The sequence below is a fragment of the Micromonospora sp. WMMD967 genome (assembly GCF_029626165.1).
In the GTDB taxonomy this organism is placed as follows: domain Bacteria; phylum Actinomycetota; class Actinomycetes; order Mycobacteriales; family Micromonosporaceae; genus Micromonospora; species Micromonospora taraxaci.
On record NZ_JARUBK010000001.1, the window covers coordinates 5,729,342 to 5,747,669 of the forward strand.

At 71.4% G+C, this 18,328-nt stretch carries 19 protein-coding genes; 10 read left to right on the top strand and 9 right to left on the bottom strand.

Annotation, left to right across the window (positions count from 1 at the left end):
- Positions 1-69: 69 nt before the first annotated feature.
- From O7631_RS25805 to O7631_RS25835, 7 genes are all read right to left on the bottom strand, one after another.
- Complete coding sequence (locus O7631_RS25805) at positions 70-672, bottom strand: hypothetical protein (RefSeq protein WP_278146639.1); 603 nt, start codon at positions 670-672, stop codon at positions 70-72.
- A complete protein-coding gene (locus O7631_RS25810) occupies positions 669-1,430 on the bottom strand; it encodes an EndoU domain-containing protein (protein WP_278146640.1) in 762 nt (253 codons plus the stop codon). Before O7631_RS25810 ends, O7631_RS25805 begins: the two co-directional genes overlap by 4 nt.
- Before the next feature lie 7 nt (positions 1,431-1,437).
- Complete coding sequence (locus tag O7631_RS25815) at positions 1,438-2,139, bottom strand: hypothetical protein (RefSeq protein WP_278146641.1); 702 nt, start codon at positions 2,137-2,139, stop codon at positions 1,438-1,440.
- A 10-nt stretch (positions 2,140-2,149) separates the two neighbouring features.
- Entirely contained in the window at positions 2,150-2,470 is a 321-nt protein-coding gene (locus tag O7631_RS25820) for a type VII secretion target (protein ID WP_278146642.1), read from the bottom strand.
- Between the two features lie 118 nt (positions 2,471-2,588).
- Positions 2,589-3,152 carry a GerMN domain-containing protein gene (locus O7631_RS25825; protein WP_278146643.1) on the bottom strand — a complete coding sequence of 188 codons (564 nt, stop codon included), beginning with the start codon at positions 3,150-3,152 and terminating at the stop codon, positions 2,589-2,591.
- The gene (locus tag O7631_RS25830; protein WP_278146644.1) at positions 3,149-4,504 is read right to left on the bottom strand and encodes a HAMP domain-containing sensor histidine kinase; all 1,356 of its coding nucleotides are present in this window, start codon (positions 4,502-4,504) and stop codon (positions 3,149-3,151) included. The genes O7631_RS25825 and O7631_RS25830 overlap by 4 nt, the downstream gene beginning before the upstream one ends.
- Positions 4,501-5,190 carry a response regulator transcription factor gene (locus tag O7631_RS25835; protein ID WP_278146646.1) on the bottom strand — a complete coding sequence of 230 codons (690 nt, stop codon included), beginning with the start codon at positions 5,188-5,190 and terminating at the stop codon, positions 4,501-4,503. The genes O7631_RS25830 and O7631_RS25835 overlap by 4 nt, the downstream gene beginning before the upstream one ends.
- 150 nt (positions 5,191-5,340) lie before the next feature.
- On the opposite strand from O7631_RS25835, the gene O7631_RS25840 reads away from it, so the two are divergent.
- The 9 genes from O7631_RS25840 (at position 5,341) to O7631_RS25880 (ending at position 14,890) form a co-directional block, all read left to right on the top strand.
- Positions 5,341-5,697, top strand: coding sequence for an STAS domain-containing protein (locus O7631_RS25840; protein ID WP_278146647.1), 357 nt, complete (start codon positions 5,341-5,343; stop codon positions 5,695-5,697).
- A gap of 13 nt (positions 5,698-5,710) precedes the next feature.
- Positions 5,711-6,301: an STAS domain-containing protein gene (locus O7631_RS25845; protein WP_278146648.1), complete on the top strand. Its 591-nt coding sequence runs from the start codon at positions 5,711-5,713 to the stop codon at positions 6,299-6,301.
- 55 nt (positions 6,302-6,356) lie between these two features.
- A complete protein-coding gene (locus O7631_RS25850) occupies positions 6,357-6,737 on the top strand; it encodes a YccF domain-containing protein (protein ID WP_278146649.1) in 381 nt (126 codons plus the stop codon).
- A 114-nt stretch (positions 6,738-6,851) separates the two neighbouring features.
- Entirely contained in the window at positions 6,852-7,388 is a 537-nt protein-coding gene (locus tag O7631_RS25855; RefSeq protein WP_278146650.1) for a barstar family protein, read from the top strand.
- 69 nt (positions 7,389-7,457) lie between these two features.
- The gene (gene helR, locus O7631_RS25860; protein ID WP_278146651.1) at positions 7,458-9,593 is read left to right on the top strand and encodes an RNA polymerase recycling motor ATPase HelR; all 2,136 of its coding nucleotides are present in this window, start codon (positions 7,458-7,460) and stop codon (positions 9,591-9,593) included.
- A gap of 448 nt (positions 9,594-10,041) precedes the next feature.
- Entirely contained in the window at positions 10,042-12,009 is a 1,968-nt protein-coding gene (locus O7631_RS25865; RefSeq protein ID WP_278146652.1) for a serine hydrolase domain-containing protein, read from the top strand.
- Between the two features lie 41 nt (positions 12,010-12,050).
- Positions 12,051-13,346, top strand: coding sequence for a histidine kinase (locus O7631_RS25870; protein ID WP_278146653.1), 1,296 nt, complete (start codon positions 12,051-12,053; stop codon positions 13,344-13,346).
- A gap of 8 nt (positions 13,347-13,354) precedes the next feature.
- Positions 13,355-13,999: a response regulator transcription factor gene (locus O7631_RS25875; RefSeq protein ID WP_278146654.1), complete on the top strand. Its 645-nt coding sequence runs from the start codon at positions 13,355-13,357 to the stop codon at positions 13,997-13,999.
- A 93-nt stretch (positions 14,000-14,092) separates the two neighbouring features.
- Positions 14,093-14,890, top strand: coding sequence for an SAM-dependent methyltransferase (locus O7631_RS25880; protein WP_278146655.1), 798 nt, complete (start codon positions 14,093-14,095; stop codon positions 14,888-14,890).
- Between the two features lie 54 nt (positions 14,891-14,944).
- Here the strand turns inward: O7631_RS25880 and O7631_RS25885 are convergent, their stop codons facing one another.
- Complete coding sequence (locus O7631_RS25885) at positions 14,945-15,691, bottom strand: cellulose binding domain-containing protein (RefSeq protein WP_278146656.1); 747 nt, start codon at positions 15,689-15,691, stop codon at positions 14,945-14,947.
- 342 nt (positions 15,692-16,033) lie between these two features.
- Between O7631_RS25885 and O7631_RS25890 the strand changes: the two genes are divergently transcribed.
- The gene (locus tag O7631_RS25890) at positions 16,034-17,107 is read left to right on the top strand and encodes a hypothetical protein (protein WP_278146657.1); all 1,074 of its coding nucleotides are present in this window, start codon (positions 16,034-16,036) and stop codon (positions 17,105-17,107) included.
- A gap of 37 nt (positions 17,108-17,144) precedes the next feature.
- Here O7631_RS25890 and O7631_RS25895 read toward each other — a convergent pair whose 3' ends face one another.
- The gene (locus O7631_RS25895; RefSeq protein ID WP_278146658.1) at positions 17,145-18,242 is read right to left on the bottom strand and encodes a winged helix DNA-binding domain-containing protein; all 1,098 of its coding nucleotides are present in this window, start codon (positions 18,240-18,242) and stop codon (positions 17,145-17,147) included.
- Positions 18,243-18,328: the final 86 nt, after the last annotated feature.

Here is an 18,328-nt window from a genome sequence, read left to right on the forward strand (position 1 = left end):
GAACGTCCCCTGCCCGGCCCCGGATTCCGTCTCAGGTCTTCCACCGAGCAGACCCCGGTGCGGGCTCCGTCAGGCGCGCCAGACGGCCCGGGAACCGGCCAACGCCGCCTCCTGGTAGGGCGTGCGCGGCGAACCTCCGGCGATGACCTCCACCGGCCACTTCTGCTGCAGTCCGACCCACAGCCTCGACATCACGCCCGAGTACGTCGACAGCTCGTCCGTGCCCTCCGCCACCTGCAACACGTACGCCCACGTCGCCCCGTCGGGCGCGCCGTCGAGCGGGACGCGCCAGGCGCGGTGCAGGCCGAGGCCGTGCCGGCGCGGGGCGTCGGCGGAGAGCAACGCGTCGGCCGGCGCCGGATCCGGGGCGTCCGCCGGGCCGTCGGGCACGAACCGGTACGACAGTGGCGGCACCTGCGCCACGACGGGCACCTCGGCCAGGTCGGGACCGTCGGGGTCGCCGACGAACGTGCGCATCAGGTCGCGTTCCTCGGTGGTGACGCCGACGCCCTGGTACGCCAGGCTGAGCAGGAGGGTGGCGTCGGCCAGATCCAGCTCACCTGCGGCGTACTGCTCCCGGACGGTGCCCAGGACGTCGTCGGAGAGCCGGCCCGCGAGCCGTCGGGACACCTCGGCGACCGCCGCGTACGTCTTCGTATCCATGGTGTTCATTTCTTCTTGTAGTCGCCGAGTTCGGTGCGTGTGACGTTGCCCTGGTCGTCCTGGACCACCCTGATGATCTTGTTGCCCTTCGGGCCCTCCCAGGTCCAACTGCCGTCGCCGCCGACGTCGGGATTACTGTATCGGGGCGGGTTACCCATCGGGATTCCCTGCGGCGCGGGGTTCGGCGCCGGCGGGTTGCTGATCACACCCGGGTTGGTCTTGTCCGGCGGGTAGGCGGTGCGGATCTCGCCGTCGGCGAGCACCGTCGTCTTGACCTGCACACCGTCCACGACGCCGACGTAGTCGTAGGCCCACACCGGGTTGCCGTCCGCGTCCTTGGTCGGGTACGGCCCCTTGTTCGGTGGCCCCTGCTGCGTCACCCGGTGCGCGGCGTCGAGGATCTTCGCCTCGTCCCAGCTCTTCGGGAACTCCGTCTTGTTGGAGAAGCCGGTGCCCGCGAGGTGGCCGCCCTGCCTGCCACCGTCGCCCTCGAGGATGTGTTTCCTCGACGCGTCGCTGTGGTGGACGTCGCCGGCGGTCGGCGGAGTGGTCGGCGCGGGAGGCCGGGCCGGTCTCGGCGGTGTGGTGGTGGACCCCTGGCCGACACCCGGCGGGTGGCCCTGCTGCCGCGCCTGGCCGGTGGCCTGCTGGGCGCTGGAGATACCGTTCGCGGCGTTGATGCCGCCGTAGCTCCTCGGGGGTCGACCCGCGCCACCGCCGCCCGTGCCGCCACCGCTGCCGCCACCGGGTCTTCCGGCACTCGCCATGGGCGCCTTATCCGTTCACGAGGCGGGTGAGGTTGGTCAGGCTGGTGATCAGCGCGCCCACGTACATCAGGATGCGCCCGGCCCACTTGACGACGGCGGCCGTGATCTGCGCGGCGATGACCGGGATCGTGACGACGAAGATGGCCTCGACGGCCCAGACGACCACGCGCGCCACGAGGTCGGCGATGAGGTCGCGCACGATGTCGCGGGTGAAGGCCACCAGGTTGCCAGCGCCCTCGGTGGCCGCCGCCAGCGCTGCGGAGACCGCGCCGAGCCCGCCAAGAGCCTCGACGTTGTGGTCCATCAGATTGTGGTACGCCACAGCGGCCTGGCCATACCACTCGGGCAGGTCACCATCCAGGTGCGACCGCAGGTCGTTGGCCATGCTGTGCAGCTCGGCGGCCATGTTGTTCCAGGTGGCGGCGTGCGAGGCCACCACGTCGGGCATGCCGGTGAGCTTGTCGAGCATGTCCCGTAGCGGCTCGAAGTATTCCATCGCCCAGCCCAGACCGTTGGCCAGCAACGCGCTGAACGGGTCCAGCACGGTCACCGCCACGTCCAGCCCGAACGCGGCGCCCGCGAGCAGGTCGTCGACCCAGCCCTCACTCCTGATCGCGTCGACCAGCCCTTCGACACTGTCGGCCAGGGAGGCGCCCGTCCAGACCTCGCGGGTGGACGTGACGTCGGCGACCAGCGAGTTGTCGGTCATCGCGCGGCCCTCATCGGGCCAACTGGTTTCCGACGTTGGTGATCAGGCTGGCGTTGTCGCCGTCGACCGCGTCGTAGTCGTCGGCGGTGCGGCGCAGCCCGGTGGCGGCCAGCGTCAGGTTCTCCTCGACGCCCGCGAACAGCTCGTCCTGCCGAACGTGTTTGCTCTCCAGGACCCCGGCGATCCACCCGCACAGCAACCCGTACGCCGAGTCGTTCTGCGCGATGTGCGCGCTCGCCGCCTTCACCGCCGCGAAGCGCGCGGCCAGCGCGTCGATGTTGCGCGCGTGGGCACGGATCTCCTCCGCGTCGACAGCGAAGCCGTCCTCCATCGATATCACCGCCAGCTTCGGTGGTCGTCGCCGCGCCCCCGCACCATGATCATCGAGGCAGGAGTCTAACAAGCACCGTCCATTGAGGTGACCCCACGCCGGCCCGCGCCGACCGGGCTCACCTGTCGACGATGAGCGGGGCGTAGTCGGCGCGGGTGAGCGGGGCGACGGACAGGGAGCCGTCGGCCCGGGGCACACCGAGGGCTCTGCCATCGCGCAGGAAGGCCACAGTCGTCACGTCCCCTCGGCTGGTCAGGGTGCAGACGATCTGCCCGAAGGCGAGGACCTCGTCGCTACGGCCCGCATCGTCGGCGGGCGGGTCCACCGTCACCAGGGCCTGCATGCCGGTCACTGTCACAGCGGCCGCGTTGACCGCACCGGGCAACGCGGTGGTCAGGCTGCTGTCGCGTTCGGCGCCGGTGGGCCCGGCGAGCAGATGCCGCAGGTGTTCGGCGACGCTGGGTGGGTTGTCGGCACGCCGGACCACCGGGATGATCCAGTTGTCGCGGACCAGGCAGAGCGTCTCGACGGCGCGGCCGGCCGGCGCGGTGGCGTCGGCGGGAGCAGCGCTCCGCATCGGCCCGCGAGGGGGCTGCACCGGCCGAGGGCTGTCGTCGGTGGGGATACCGCAGCCGGCCAGCAACACGGTGAGCGCCAACGGGGCGAGACGACGTCGGTTCACGGCAGACTGCCCGGCAGCGTGACCCGGAAACGCGCGCCGCCTCCGGGGCGGTCGACGACGGTGACGTGCCCCTCGTGCGCGGCGGCGTGCTGGGCCACCAGCGCGAGCCCGAGACCGGTGCCGTCGCCAGCACCGCGCGTGTGGGCGACTCTGCCCCGGACGAAACGGTCGAAGATCGCCTCACGATCCTCCACCGGCACGCCCGGGCCGTCGTCGTCGACCTCGATGACCCCGGCGGCACCGTCGCGGCACAGTCGCACCGCCGCCGGGCCGGCGCCGTAGGTCACCGCGTTGTCGAGCAGGTTCGCCAGGACCTGGGCGATCCGCCGCCGCTCCACCTGCCAGATCCGGGGTACGTCCGGCGCCAGGTGGACGAGGCCGACCGGCAGGTCGTACGCCTGGCAGGCCTCCCCGGCCAACGTGACCACGTCCACCGGGGCACGGTGGGCGGGCTGGTCGCTGCGAGACAGGTCGATCAGGTCGTTGACCAGTCGCTGGAACCTGTCGATCTCGTCGGCGACGAGGCCGGCGGCGGTCGCCGTCCGCTCGTCCTGGTGTTCCCGCCGACGGGCCAGGACGCTGGCCGCCGCGGCGAGGGTCTGCAACGGTGACCGCAGCTCGTGGCTCACGTCGGCGGCGAACCGTCGGTCCCGTTCGATGCGGCGGGCGAGTTGGTCGACCATCTGGTTGAACGACGAGGAGAGACGGGTCAGGTCGGGATCGGTGGCCGGGTCGAGCCGGGCCGTGACGTCACCGGCGGCGATCTTCTCGGCCGCGTCGGCGACCGCCGTCAGCGGTCGTAGCCCGTGCCGGGTCGCGTACCAGCCGAGGGCCGCACCGGACCCGGCGACCAGCACCGCGACGGTCGTCAACGCCAGCGCGAGGACCTGCAGCGTCTGCTCCAGCTCGCGCAGCGAGTTGACCTCGAAGTAGGCCGCCGTGGAGGACAGCGGCACCCCGACCACCAGGGCGGGTTGCCCGGCGACGCGTACCCGCTGCACCGCCGGTTCCCCGGCCGCGACGACCTGGCGCATGTCGGTGGGGATGGCGGCGGTGGTGCCCGGGTCGGCGGCGCGCGCGTACCACTCGCCGTTGAGGTGCAGCACCGGCCGCCGGCTCCCGCCGGTGTCCAGCGACCGGAGCACCTCCACCACGTCCGGAGTGTCGGTGTCGATCCCCGCCTGCACCACCGCCGCGTCGAAGTACGCGGCGCGCACGGCGATGCGTTCCCGGTCGTCGAGCAGGGACCGACGGGTCAACTCGTAGGAGACCAACGCCATCGACGCCGAGAGCAGCAGCGCGCCCACCGTGAACGCCCCGGCGACCCTGGTCCGCAGGCCGACCCGTCTCATCGCTGGAGCTTGTAGCCCAGACCCCGCAGGGTCACCAGGTGCCGGGGGTTGGCCGGGTCCGGCTCGATCTTCTGCCGCAGTCGCCCGACGTGCACGTCCACCAGCCGTTCGTCGCCGCTGTCGTACCCCCAGACGCGTTGCAGCAACTGCTGCCGGGACAGCACCCGGCCGGCGTGTTCGGCCAGCTCACAGAGGAGCCGGAACTCGGTGCGGGTGACGGTCACCTGCCGACCGGCGCGGCGTACCTCCCCCGCTTCCGGGCTGATCTCCAACTCGCCGAAGGCCACCGCCGGCACCGGGTCCGGCGTCGACACCGCCGCCGGCGGTCGGGCGCGACGACGCAGGGCCCGCAGTCTGGCGGTCAGCTCCCGGATCGCCACGGGTTTGACCACGTAGTCGTCGGCGCCGGCTTCGAGGGCGGCCACGATGTCGTCGGTCTCGTCCCGGGCGCTGACCACGACGATCGGCACGTCGTCGTCCCGGCGCAGCTGCCGGATGCACTCGAAGCCGTCGAGCCCGGGCAGCATCAGGTCGACGAGGACGTAGTCGGCCGGGTGGTGGCGCTGGGCGCGCAGGCCCTCCTCGGCCGTGGCCGCGCCGAGGGCGTCGTAGCCCTCGTCCTCCAGCGCGAGCAGCAGCGCGAGCCGGATGCGGTCGTCGTCCTCGATCACCAGTACGGCCGTCATGTCGGAATCATCCTCGGCGGCTCGCCGGGTGGCCAACCGTGTCGGGCGACGAGCCGTTTTGTCACACAACTGTCATAGACCCTTGCGGAGATCGCCAACCCCGCCCCGCACGGTGGTAGTCGACCGAGCGGTGAGGAGAGGGGTACGGCCATGACAACGCCCGTGCTGCCCACGCGGTACACGCTGCCTCTGGTCGAGGTACGCGTCGCCGAATTCGACCTGGCCTGCATGCCGGAGGTCGGTGCGATGTTCGACCGGGTGCTGGCCCTGCGCCCCGCGCAGGTCGTTGTCGACCTGTCCGAATGCCGGCATCTCGACGCCGCCGCCATCGGGCTGCTCCTCGATGTGCACCGGCGGTTGTCCCGGGCCGACGCGGTGCTCACCGTCCGCAACCCGAACCCTCGGGTCGGGCGCATCCTGCACATCGCCCGCCTCGACCAGGTGCTGTCGATCGTCACCGATCCGGGCGTGGCGGCGCGGACCGCACCAGGCCGGACCCGGACGTAGGAAGGACCCCAGCATGACCGTCGTCCCGGACGAGTACCTGATGACCCTGATCTGCGACACCTGCGGCGAGACCATTCGCGGTACCGCGTGCGTGCTCCCGGACGCCGAGGTCGTCTGGACCCTGGTGGCCGAGCACGGCTGGAGCGGTTCCCCGTTCGCCACCGGTCCGCACCGCTGCCCGCCGTGCAGCTTCCTGCCACCTCCGCGGGGCGGCAACGGGTCGTGCGACGACCACGGTCCCGGCGGCATCCTCGGCATCGACCACCTGGACGACGTGACGGTGATCGCCGCCACCGGCGACATCGACCTCGACAGCGGCGACACGCTGCGCACCGCGCTGCGGCACGGGGCCGAGGTGGGCGGGAACGTCGTCGTCGACCTGACCCGGGTGCACCTCATCGACTCGACCGGGCTCGGTCTCCTCGTCCGCGCCCACCGCGACGCCCGGGAACGCGGCGTCACGCTCTGCCTGGCGGCCCCGTCGCGGTTCATCCGCACCGTGCTGCACACCATGCGCCTGGACGGAGCGTTCCCGATCTTCGAGAGCCTCGACGACGCCCTCGTCCAGTTGTCGCGCAAGACCAGCGCGGCGGCAGCCCGCTGAGCAGGACGACCGAGGGCCGAACGACCGGGTGGTGAGCATCGCTCATGCTGGAGTGGTGATTCGCTTCGTACTGAACGTCTTGTGGCTCGTCTTCGGCGGCGGCATCGTGCTCGCGGTCGGTTACGGCTTCGCCGCCCTCATCTGCTTCGTCCTGGTCGTCACCATCCCGTTCGGCGTCGCGTCGCTACGCCTCGCGGTCTACTCACTGTGGCCCTTCGGCCGCACGGTGGTGCCCAAGCCCGGCGCGGGCGTCGCCTCGGGGTTGGCGAACATCCTCTGGGTGGTGCTGGCGGGCTGGTGGCTCGCGCTGTCCCACATCCTCGCCGGCATCGCCCTCTGCGTGACGATCATCGGGATCCCGTTCGGCGTCGCCAACTTCAAGCTCGTGCCGGCGGCGTTCTGGCCGCTCGGCCGTGAGGTCGTCGACGCTCCCTGAGCCGCTGCGGGCCAGTCCACACCGGCACCTCGATCAAGTGATGAAAAGTAGGTCGGGAACGGGCGAGGGAGCTACTTTTCGTCACCTGATCAAGGGCGGCGGTGGAGTGAGGTCATGGACAACTGGTGGTACGGATCGCCCGACCGGTTCGCGGTCTGCTCGCGTACCGATCGGGTGGAGTTGACGACGCTGCTACCGGCGACGGGCAGGTTCGTTGTCGCCCGGCTCGATGGCAAGAGGATGGCGGACGCGGACCACGTCTTCTATGAGTTCTCCGACGCGTTGCTCTTTCCCGGCTACTTCGGATGGAACTGGAACGCGTTGTCCGACTGTCTCCGTGATCTGCACTGGTTGCCCGCAGACGGGTACTTGGTCGTCATCGAGAACATGCGGTGGTTGTTGTCGAGCAACCCCGAGGATCGACTCATTCTGGTCGAGATCCTGCGGCGGGCAGTCGCCACCTGGGCGAGCCCGCTCGGCGGGGTCGTCCCCTTCACGGTCTTGCTGCTGTGCGACAGCGACGAGGAGGCCTCGGCGTTGCGGCGGGAGGTCGCGGACACGTCCGGCCGACCGGGGGAAGGGGGACCACCGCCCCCCGCCACTACTAACGTATATCGCACTGGGGGGCTTGCGGCAAGACCCCATATATGACGCAAAATCGTCGGCCGAAGCCAGATTCGGCCGAATGGAAGTCGTGAATTGCATTCTTTGCCTACCTCCGTGTTCGACCTTCCCGATCGCCTCTCCCCCAAGGCCGCCCCGGCGCTGATCGCCCGCGACGAACGGCACTTCGCGGCCATGGCGGAGAGCCTCGCGCAGGTGACCGCCGACCTGACCGAACGCCTCGACACCGCACGCCGGGCCCCCGGCGGCAAGGGTCGGCAGGCGGTGGACCGGGACGACGAGGTCCGCCGGCTGAGTGCCCGACTGCGGGCGCTCAGCCGCTACGGACTGGACCTGTGCCTCGGCCACGTGGTCGAGGCGGGCAACCCCGATCCGGTGTACGTCGGGCGTCGCGGTCTCACCGACAGCGAGGGACGGCGGTTGCTGCTCGACTGGCGGTCCCCCGCGGCCGAACCGTTCTTCGGCGCCACCCACGCCAACCCGATGGGCCTGACGAGCCGCCGCCGGTACCGGTGGACGCGCGGCCGGATCAGCGACTACTGGGACGAGGTCTTCACCACTGACGGGTTCGTGGGGCACGCCGCCGCGCTCGACGACCAGTCCGCGTTCATCGCCAGCCTGGGCAGCGCCCGGTCGAGCCGGATGCGCGACGTGCTCAGCACCATCCAGGCCGACCAGGACGCCATCATCCGGGCCGGGTCGGCCGGCGCGCTCGTCGTGGACGGCGGTCCGGGCACCGGGAAGACCGTCGTCGCCCTGCACCGGACCGCCTATCTGCTGTACTCCGACCCGCGTCTCGGTCAGCGTCGGGGTGGGGTGCTCTTCGTCGGGCCGCACCAGCCCTACCTCGCGTACGTGGCCGACGTCCTACCCAGCCTCGGCGAGGAGGACGTGCAGACCTGCACCCTGAGCGACCTCGTTCCCGAGGGCGCCACGGCGACCGTCGACACCGACCCGGAGGTGGCCCGGCTGAAGGCCTCCGCCCGCCTGGTCGAGGTGATCGACGCGGCGGTCAGGTTCTACGAGGACCCGCCTGGCACACCGATGACGATCACGACCGAGGACGCCGACATCCGGTTGAGCGCTGACGACTGGGCCGACGCGTTCCAGGCGCCCGGGCCGGGCACCCCGCACAACGAGGCACGCGACGAGATCTGGGAGGAGTTGCTCACGATCCTCGTCGACAGGTACGACGGTGACGTACCGGACGACGCGCTGCGGGCTTCGCTGCTGCGCAACCAGGCGCTGCGGGCGGCCTTCAACAGGGCCTGGCCGGTGCTCGACGCGGCCGACGTCGTCGGCGACCTGTGGTCGGTGCCCGCGTACCTGCGCAGGTGCGCGCCGTGGCTCACCCCGGAGGAGGTACGCGCGCTGCAACGCCCCGACGCCCCGGCCTGGACCGTGTCCGACCTGCCGTTCCTGGACGCGGCACGGCACCGGCTCGGCGACCCGGACGGTGCGGGCCGCAAGAGTCGGCGCGACCCGGCCGCCGCCGTGGAACGGGACCACATGGCCCGGGTCGTCGACGAGCTGCTCGCCGCCGACGCCTACGACGACGGTGAGGGTCTGCTGGCGATGCTGCGCCAACCGGACCTGCACGAGGTCCTGGTCGACAACTCGGCACTGTCGGACACCGATCCGGACCTGCTCGCCGGCCCGTTCGCACACATCGTCGTGGACGAGGCTCAGGAACTGACCGACGCCCAGTGGCAGATGCTGCTGGCACGATGCCCGTCGCGCAGCTTCACCATCGTGGGCGACCGCGCCCAGGCCCGGCACGGGTTCACCGAGTCGTGGCAGGAGCGCCTGCACCGGGTCGGGCTGGACCGGATCAACCTGGCCTCGCTGACCGTCAACTACCGGACGCCGACGGAGGTCATGGCGGTGGCCGAGCCGGTGATCCGGACCGCGCTGCCCGACGCCAACGTGCCGACGTCGATCCGTGGCAACGGGCTGCCCGTCGTCCGGGGACCGGTGTCCGAGCTGAGGTCGACGCTCGACACCTGGCTCGACACGCACGCCGACGGGATCGCCTGCGTGATCGGTGACCCGACGTTCCCGCCGACGTCCCGCGTCCGATCGTTGAGCCCGGAACAGGCCAAAGGGCTGGAGTTCGACCTGGTCGTCCTCGTCGACCCGGACACGTTCGGCACCGGCATCCAAGGAGCTGTCGACCGCTATGTGGCGATGACCCGGGCCACCCAGCAACTCGTGATCCTGACCAGTGCCTGACGCTTGATCGCGGGTGCCCCCCGGTCAGCCCGCCTGTATCGTCGTGCTCTTCGGCCGCCGAACACGGCCGGAGTCCTCGAAGGCCCACCCATGACGCAACCCACGCCGGCCCGGCGTCGACTCGACGCCGCCCTGGCCCGGGAGTTTCTCAACCGCCCTGCAACGACTCCTGCGGGCTCGTCACAGGGTTGGATGCACCGGCACGGGCAGTGGTTCACGCGAATGGCCACCCAGCCCTCCTCCTCAGGTCGTAAACGCATTGCCGTCCTGCGCCAGATGGTTCGGGCCGATCGCTCGAACAGGCTGGAACCAGGCACCGGGTGACACCGCACGGACCTGATCCGGACACCCGTTCCGCCTGGGAAGGCACTGGCAGACCATGCGCTCTCGCACTGTTCCTCGATCCCGCTCACACCGACCCGCACGACTGGTCGCCCGACTCGGGGCGGTGCTGACGGCCATGGTGGTCGTCGCCGTGACCACAGCGGGCTGCGGCGCGTCGCCGGGCGACCCGGCCCCGGCCGCCGGCATCCCGGCAGCTCCCGCCGGCACGGGCGGGACGGATCCCGCCCTGACCGGCACCGACGTCAACGCCTGGCTGGACGGCCTGCTGCCGGCCGCGCTCGACCGTACCGGCATCGCGGGGGCCACTGTCGCCGTCGTGAACGACGGCAAGATCGTCACAACCCGGGGGTACGGGTACGCCGACACCGGCGACGGTGGCGAGGGGGCTGTTCCTGTCGACCCGGACCGGCACCTCTTCCGGATGGGATCGGTGTCGAAGCTCGTCACCGCCACCGCCGTCCTGCAACTCGTGCAGGACGGGAAGCTCGACCTCGACGCCGACGTCGAGACGTACCTCGACTTCGATCTTCCGCGCGGCTACGAGCGGGCGGTGACCCTGCGGCACCTGCTGACCCACACCGCCGGCTTCGAGGAGCGGATCGCCGGCCTCATCGGCACCGAGGGCAGCAGGACCGACCTGCGCAAGGCCCTGGTGACCGACCCGCCGGAGCAGATCTACGAGCCGGGCACCGTTCCGGCCTACTCCAACTACAGCAACGCGCTCGCTGGCTACATCGTCGAACGTGTCAGCGGAACACGCTTCGAGGAGTACGTCCAGCGCAACGTGCTGGAGCGCGCGGGCATGCCGTCGTCGACCTTCGAGCAGCCCCTACCGGCGGCGTTGCGCGACCGGATGTCCAAGGGGTACGACACGTCCTCCGCACCCGCCGCGCCCTTCGAGATCGTCGGCACGCCCCCGCCCGGCGCGTTGAGCGCCCCCGCGACGGACATGGCGCGGTTCATGCTCGCCCAGCTCGGCGAGCCGGTGGGCTTCGCGCCCCTGCTGGACCAGCCGACCCGGGAGCTGATGCAGCGTCCGGCACTCGACGCGACGTCGCTGGGCACCCTGGCCGACGGACCGCGGATGACCCTCGGCTTCTTCGAGGAGGACCGTAACGGCCACCGGATCCTCGGCCACGGCGGCGACACCAAGTACTTCCACTCGCACCTGCAGATCTACCCCGACGACCGGGCCGGCATCTTCCTCGCCCTCAACAGCAACGGATCCGGTGGCCTCGACAGCCACGAGCTTCGCGAGGCGGTCGTGCACGGCTTCGCCGACCGCTACTTCCCCGCCCGCGCCGGGCAGCCGAGCACGGGCGTCGACGCGGCGACCACCGCCACGCACGCCCAGCTGGCCGCCGGCACGTACGAGTCCTCGCGGGCGATGCGGAGCAACTTCCTGACGGCGATCGGCCTGGTCGGCCGGACGACGGTCAGCGTCGCCGACGGCGACCGGCTGCGGTTCGAGCCGGGTCCACTGTCGGACTCCCCCGCCCTCTACGAGGAGGTCGCACCGTGGGTCTGGCGGGAGGTCGGCGGGCAGCGCACCATCGCAATGCGGGCCACCGACGACCGGGTCGAGGCGATCAGTTTCGACTCCGCGTTCACGTTGCTGCCCGTCGAGCCCGCCCGCGCCTCGGCGCTCGCCTTTCCCGTGCTGGCCCTGTCGACTGTCGTGCTGCTCCTCACCGTCCTGGCCTGGCCGGTCGGCGCGATCGTCCGCCGTCGGCTCGGCGGCGCACCCCGCGAGCGGGCCGGACGGCCCGCGCGGATCCTGAGCCGCGTCGCCGTCGCCGGTACGCTGCTCGCCTTCGCCGGTTGGGTGCTGAGCATCGGCACCATCATGAGCCTGCAGGACGTACCCGGGCCCGCCCTGCGCGGCATCCAAGGGCTGCAACTCGTGGGTCTGCTCGGCGTGCTGCCCGCCGGGGTCCGGCTGGCCGACGACGTCCGACGTCACGTCGGTTGGCGACGGATCGTCGGCAGCGCACTGATCCTGGTCGCCCTCGCCGGAGCGGGCTGGTTCGCCGTGGAGTTCCGGCTGCTCGCGCCTAGCATCTCCTACTGAACGCCCGACCCGGAACGATCCGGAGCAAGGACGCGAACCGCATGAGGGACCACACCGGCACCGAGCCCGGCACACCACGACTGACGAGGTGGCTCGACGCACGGCTGACCCGGCTCGGAGTGACCGGCGTGTTCGCCCGGGACAGCCTCCTGGCGGCGGTCCTGACCGTCCTGACCTTCGTGCTGCTGGCGACGCTGTTCTGGTTCGCGGCACCGGAGGACGGGGTGTCGTTCGACCCGACGCGGGCCTGGCTGATCATCGCCCTCTGCTCCGCGCAGGCGATGCTGCTGTGCCTGCGTCGGGTCCGGCCACTGCTCTGCCTCGCGCTCGTCGTCGGCCTTCAACTGCCCGTCAACGGCCTCTCCCTGCCCGAGGTGACCATCCGGGGCGTCGCGCCGTTCGTCGTGGCGTACACCGTCGGTTCCTTGTTGCCGGTGCGGCGCGCGTTGCTGGCCGCCGGCGTGGCCGTGCTGGCGGAGTCGGTCGGGGCCGCCGTCGTGGTGACCCCCGACCTGCTGACCGGCGTCGCGTACGTCTCGGCGAGCGCCCTGACCTACGCCGGCGCGACGTTCGTCGGCGGTTACGTGGCCACCTACCGGCGCTACGTCGAGCTGGTCCGGCTGCGGGCCGACGAGGCGATCCGGGAGCAGCAGGCGAAGGTCCAGGCGGCCATCGGCGCGGAGCGCTCCCGGATGGCCCGGGAACTGCACGACGTGGCGGCCCACCACCTGTCCGGCGTGGTCGTGCAGGCGGCGGCGGTGGAGCGGTTGATCGACCGCGACCCGGCAGCCGCAAAGGCGGGGGTGGCCTGGATCCGCAGTCAGGGCAAGGAGACCCTGGACAACCTGCGGCTCGTCGTCGGTGTGCTGCGGGGGCGCCCGGGGCACGAGGACGGCGACGGCGCCGCCCCGGTGCCCGGGCTGGACGCGCTCGACGAACTGGTCGACACGGTGGGCAACCTCTCCGGGCCCGTCGAGCTCGTCCGGGAGGGGCAGCCACGTGCGGTGTCGCCGATCGCCGACGTGGCGCTCTACCGCATCGCGCAGGAGTCGCTCAGCAACGCCCGCCAGCACGCGCCCGAGGCACCGGTACGGGTGGCACTCCGCTTCCTGCCCCGCTCGGTGACGCTGGAGGTGGTGAACGCACCGGCCACCCCACGATCCGGACCGACCACCCGGACCGGCGGCGTCGGCCTGGTGGGGATGCGCGAACGCGCGCAACTGATCGGGGCGTCGTTCGCGGCCGGCCCGACCCCGGCCGGCGGATGGTCGGTCACCACGACGCTGCCGACGAACGGTCCCGTCGCGTCCCACCCGAGGGAAGAGGCAACCAATTGATCAGGGTGATGCTCGTCGACGACCAGGCGATCGTCCGCGCCGGCTTCCGGGTGATCCTGGAGGACGCGGGAGACATCGAGGTCGTCGCGGAGGCGTCGAGCGGGTCCGCCGCCATCGAGCTGGCCCGCCGGCTGCAACCCGACGTCATCTGCATGGACGTCCGGATGCCCCACGGCGACGGGCTCAGCGCGACCCGGCAGATCCTCGCCGACGCGTCGGGCACACCGCCGGCGGTGCTGGTGGTCACGACGTTCGACCTCGACGAGTACGTCTTCGGCGCGTTGGAGTCCGGTGCCAGCGGGTTCATCCTCAAGGACAGCGAACCGGAGGACCTCGTCGAGGCGGTCCGCCGCCTCGCCAACGGGTACGGGCTGGTCGACCAGGCCGTCACCCACCGGGTCATCTCGGAGTTCGCGAAACGCACCCCCGCTCCCCCCTCGGACGCCGCGGCGGCGCACCAGCTCACCGCGCGGGAGACCGAGATCGTGGAGCTGCTCGCGCAGGGCCTGTCCAACGTCGAGATCGCCGACCGGCTCTTCATCGAGACGAGCACCGTCAAGTCACACCTCGGACGGGCCATGGCGAAGATCGGCGTACGAGACCGGTTGCAGACGGTGGTGTGGGCGTACCAGAACGGGGTGGTCCGACGGTGACGGCCGCCGTCGACAATGGACACCGCCGGAGTACGATCCCGCTCACACCTCAGTGGTGACCTCCAGCTCTCGACCCCTCGATAGGAGCCTGGCATGGCCGGTCCGGACCCCGAACTCGCCGCGAAGCTTCAGCCCGACGTGCCGCACGCGGCGCGTATCTGGAACTACTGGATGGGCGGGAAGGACAACTTCCAGTCCGACCGGGCGGCCGGCGACGCCGTGGCCGAGGTCTACCCGGAGATCGTCGTCATGGCGCAGCAGTCCCGCGTGTTCCTGGTACGGGCCGTCCGCTACCTCGCCGCCGAGGCGGGCATCCGGCAGTTCCTGGACATCGGCACCGGCCTGCCCACCATGCAGAACACCCATGCCGTGGCCCAGTCCATCGCACCGGACTCCCGGATCGTCTACGTCGACAACGACCCGATGGTGCTGGTGCACGCGCGGGCACTGCTGGCCAACACGACCACCGAGGGTGTCACCACCTACGTGCCCGCCGACTACCACGAGCCGGAGAAGATCCTCGCCGAGGCGGCGCAGACGCTCGACTTCGACCAGCCCATCGCCGTGATGTTCATGGGCGTGCTGGGCTACGAGCCCAACCTCGAGGTGGTGCGCTCGATCGTCGAGCGGACCATGGCCGCGATGCCCTCCGGCAGCTACCTCGTGCTCTGGGACGGCACCGACACCAGCCCCGAGGTGGTCTCCGGAGCCGAACGGCTGGCGCAGAGCGGCGGAGTCCCGTACATCCTGCGCAGCCCGGAGGACCTCGACACCTGCTTCACCGGGCTGACCAAGGTCGAGCCGGGCCTGGTGCCCATCCCGCTGTGGCGGGCGGAGGAGCCTGACGCCGTCGGCATCGACGCGTACGGCGCCGTGGCTCGCAAGCCCTGACCGACGCGACGCCGCCCCGCCTCCGCCGTGACGGCGGGAGCGGGGCGGCCTCGTTCAGCCGGCGCAGCTCAGCGTCAACCCGTCGGGCACCGAACTGGTCGTCGCGACCAGACCGAACGTCGCCACACCGTCCACCGCCAGCGTTCCGTTGTAGGCGGCGTTGCGGACCGTGACGTCGACGCCGACGGTCTCGGCCACACCGCCCCAGACCGACTGCACGCGCTCGTCACCGGACCACCGCCAGGACACCCGCCACCCGTCCAGTCGCTCACTCCCGGTGTTGCGAACCGTGACCGTGGCGACGAAGCCGCTGCCCCAGCGCGCGTCGAACATGGCCGTCGCACGGCAGGAGGCCACCGGCGCGGTCCGCGCCGACCCGATCATGTACGGGTCCCGCCGGCCCTCGGCGTCGGTGAACCGGTACCAGTACTCCGTGTCGGGTGTCAGCCGGTCGACGGTGACAGTGCTGTTCTGCTCCGCCGTCCCGGAAACCGCCGAGGCGACCGGCTCCCGCCACATCTCGGCGTCCTCACGGTTGGCAAAGAGGCTGACGGTCATCGGCGGGTCGTAGCCGCACGGCGGGCGGAAGAAGATCGAGTAGGAGATGGTCACGCTCGTGGTGGTGACCCCGGCGACCCGGGCCGTGATCGGCAACGCGGGCGGGCACGCGACCGTCGGCGTGGGCCCCGGTGACTGCGTGGTCAAGGGTGTGGGCCCGGTGGCCCCTGCGGCGCCCGTGGCGGTCGCTCCACCCAGGACGGCGAGCGCCGCGGTCGTGGCGGCGAGGAACATGCGAAGCATCGGAACCTCCGGTGGTTACCGGGCACCGATGACCGAGGTGGTAGCCGGTGCCGCGCTCGGGTTACCGGTCGCCGACGAGGACTGCCCGGCACGGGTGGCCTGACCACCGCGTGCGTCCTGTGGACCGGAGAGGGTGTGGTGCGCGCTGGCTCCCGAGCACGACCGAACCACAGCATGGCAGTCGACAAACATCGATGCAAGCGCGTGCCCGGCCCTGGGAAAAGGGGCCGTCCGCAGTCCGTCGGGAATCGTCCGTCTCCTCTTCGCCGAACGGACACGCGCCGGGCTCCCACACCGACAATGATTCATCTTTGTCTATCACCTCGGACGTGGGAGCACACCATGCTCGACAGAAGCACCAGGACCCGGCGACCCCGGACGATGAGGACGCTGATCGCGGCGGCCGCCACCGCGCTGCTGACCGGCTCTCTCCTCGCCGCGCCGACGCCGGCCGCAGCCGCCGTCAGCCGCGCCGAACTCGCCCTCCGCTGGGCACCCATCCACTACCAGGACGTCGACGCCACCGGCAGCCACGCGCTGAGTGGTCAGTCGGACTACATCACCAGAGTCGACTTCGACGGTGACCTCAACGGCCGCAACAACTGGGACCGGGCCGGACAGGCAGGCACCTCACTCGCCGCCCACGCCTACTACTCGGTCGTCGAGACGAGCACCCACTGGTACATCACGTACTTCTTCTTCCACCCCCGCGACTGGACCGACCACCCGTTCTTCGAGACCGAGCACGAGAACGACGGCGAGGGCGCCCTGTTCGCCATCGAGCGCGACGGCTCCCCGTACGGCGTCCTCCGCTCGGCCGTCACCGTGGCGCACAGCGACTTCTACTCGTACACGCCGGCCGGCAGCACCTGGACCGGTGGCCGGGAGAGCATCGACGGCACACTGCAGTTCCAGGCGTCACCGCACGACGCGTTCCAGCACCCGGTGACGGCACAGGAGGCTCAGGGCCATGGCCTGAAGGCCTACCCGCAGTACGCCATCAACGGCGACGGGCTGATCTACTACCCGTCGACGGTGGCCGAGACGCCGAGCAGCGGCAACGACCGCGACGTCCGGTACCAACTGATCGACATCTTCGCCGACGGTGGGCTGTGGGCGCAGCGGTCCAACCCGAGCCTGTTCGCCAGCCTCGGCACGTTCGCCGGTGACAACTCCGGCGACTGCGGCGTCGGCACCTGGAGTTGTTCGACCAACTCGGCGAACGCGCCGTGGGGCTGGGACGACGGCAACGACGTCCCCGCGCGCGGGGAGATCGCCAGCGACCCGGCGAAACTGTCCGCCGAGTACTTCACGGTGCCGGCGGGCCTGGTGCGCACCTACAGCTACAACCCGTACGCCACGGCGGCGACGGCGCTCGCCGAGGCGGCGAGGACGGCACCGCCGACCATCGACTGACGCTCCGCCTTCCCCGGTGACGGCTGTTCCGCACCCGTCACCGGGGGGACGGGGCCACCCGCACCCGGTCGCTCTCCTCGTCGGAGAGGAACAACGCCAGGGCGTGCCCCTGCTCCTCCACTGCGGCGCGGTCGGCGCGGCCGAGGTTGGTGAGTGGGTTGACGGTCACCGTGCCCGCCTCGACGGCCCAGGTGGCGGCGACCCGACCGTCGACCAGCACCACGCGCTCGCCGGCCACCGAGAGGAGACGGTGCGCGTCGTCGATGATCCTGCTGCGGTCGTCGTAGCCGAGGATCGCGTTGTCGAACGCCGGCAGGAACCGCACCGGGGCGGGTGTCTCCGGGTCGGGGCGCGGCGCGTCGGGCAGGTCGATCAGTTTCCGACCGCGCTCGTCGCGGAAGGTCACCAGCTCGTCGCGCATCTCGGCAACGGCCGCCGGCAGACCGGCGAGGCCGCACCAGGCGCGCAGGTCGGCGGTGGCAGCAGGCCCGAACGCGGTCAGATAGCGGCGGACGAGCACCGTGCCGACGGGATCGGAGCCCTCCGGGGTCGACGGGTCGACGTCCCGGCCCAGCCACGCGGAGAGCAGGACGTGCCGCACGCCCCCCTTCGTACGCCACAGGCCGCGCGGTGGCAGCTGGATCAACGGGAGGAGCGCGACGGCCATCTCGCCCAGCGCCCGTGGACCCGCGGACGGCCAGCGCTCGGCGAGCGCCCGCCCGATCTCCGGCATCGAGCGCGGCTCACCGTCGGCCAGCACCTTCCGGGCCGCCACGGCCAGCTCGTCGAGGTCGACGCCGGTCAACTCGCCGCGGTAGACGCCGAGCACCCGTTGGCGCAGCATGGCGTCATGACGGGACCGCCAGGCCACGGCGTCGTCGGCGACGACCAGGTGGACGGTGCGGCGCATCAGGTGGGTGCGCACCACGTGTCGCTCGGTCAGCAGGTGCGAGAGCACCGCCGGGTCGAAGGCACGCAGCCGCGACCAGAGCCCGACGAACGGCTCCTGCGGCTCCTGCGCCTGCAGACCGCCGAGGTGCGCGACGGCGTCGGGAACCGGCATCTCGGCGCGATCGAGGAGCAACTGCCGGGCGAGCGTCGCGCGGTTGAGCGCCCGCGAATCGAGAACGGTCACGTCCTCATTCTCCGTCGCGGGGCGACAGTTTCCGGGACGACAGGGTCCGGGACGACAGGGTCCGGGACGACAGGTGCCGGATGCGG

Excerpts from the sequence above, each read along its gene's own strand:
- O7631_RS25890 (WP_278146657.1), top strand. The coding sequence starts at position 16,034 with ATGCTCGACAGAAGCACCAGGACCCGGCGACCCCGGACGATGAGGACG.
- O7631_RS25840 (WP_278146647.1), top strand. The coding sequence starts at position 5,341 with ATGACAACGCCCGTGCTGCCCACGCGGTACACGCTGCCTCTGGTCGAG.
- O7631_RS25885 (WP_278146656.1), bottom strand. The coding sequence starts at position 15,691 with ATGCTTCGCATGTTCCTCGCCGCCACGACCGCGGCGCTCGCCGTCCTG.
- O7631_RS25880 (WP_278146655.1), top strand. The coding sequence starts at position 14,093 with ATGGCCGGTCCGGACCCCGAACTCGCCGCGAAGCTTCAGCCCGACGTG.
- O7631_RS25875 (WP_278146654.1), top strand. The coding sequence starts at position 13,355 with ATGCTCGTCGACGACCAGGCGATCGTCCGCGCCGGCTTCCGGGTGATC.
- O7631_RS25810 (WP_278146640.1), bottom strand. The coding sequence starts at position 1,430 with ATGGCGAGTGCCGGAAGACCCGGTGGCGGCAGCGGTGGCGGCACGGGC.
- O7631_RS25820 (WP_278146642.1), bottom strand. The coding sequence starts at position 2,470 with ATGGAGGACGGCTTCGCTGTCGACGCGGAGGAGATCCGTGCCCACGCG.
- O7631_RS25855 (WP_278146650.1), top strand. The coding sequence starts at position 6,852 with ATGGACAACTGGTGGTACGGATCGCCCGACCGGTTCGCGGTCTGCTCG.
- O7631_RS25805 (WP_278146639.1), bottom strand. The coding sequence starts at position 672 with ATGAACACCATGGATACGAAGACGTACGCGGCGGTCGCCGAGGTGTCC.
- O7631_RS25815 (WP_278146641.1), bottom strand. The coding sequence starts at position 2,139 with ATGACCGACAACTCGCTGGTCGCCGACGTCACGTCCACCCGCGAGGTC.
- O7631_RS25835 (WP_278146646.1), bottom strand. The coding sequence starts at position 5,190 with ATGACGGCCGTACTGGTGATCGAGGACGACGACCGCATCCGGCTCGCG.
- O7631_RS25845 (WP_278146648.1), top strand. The coding sequence starts at position 5,711 with ATGACCGTCGTCCCGGACGAGTACCTGATGACCCTGATCTGCGACACC.
- O7631_RS25870 (WP_278146653.1), top strand. The coding sequence starts at position 12,051 with ATGAGGGACCACACCGGCACCGAGCCCGGCACACCACGACTGACGAGG.
- O7631_RS25830 (WP_278146644.1), bottom strand. The coding sequence starts at position 4,504 with ATGAGACGGGTCGGCCTGCGGACCAGGGTCGCCGGGGCGTTCACGGTG.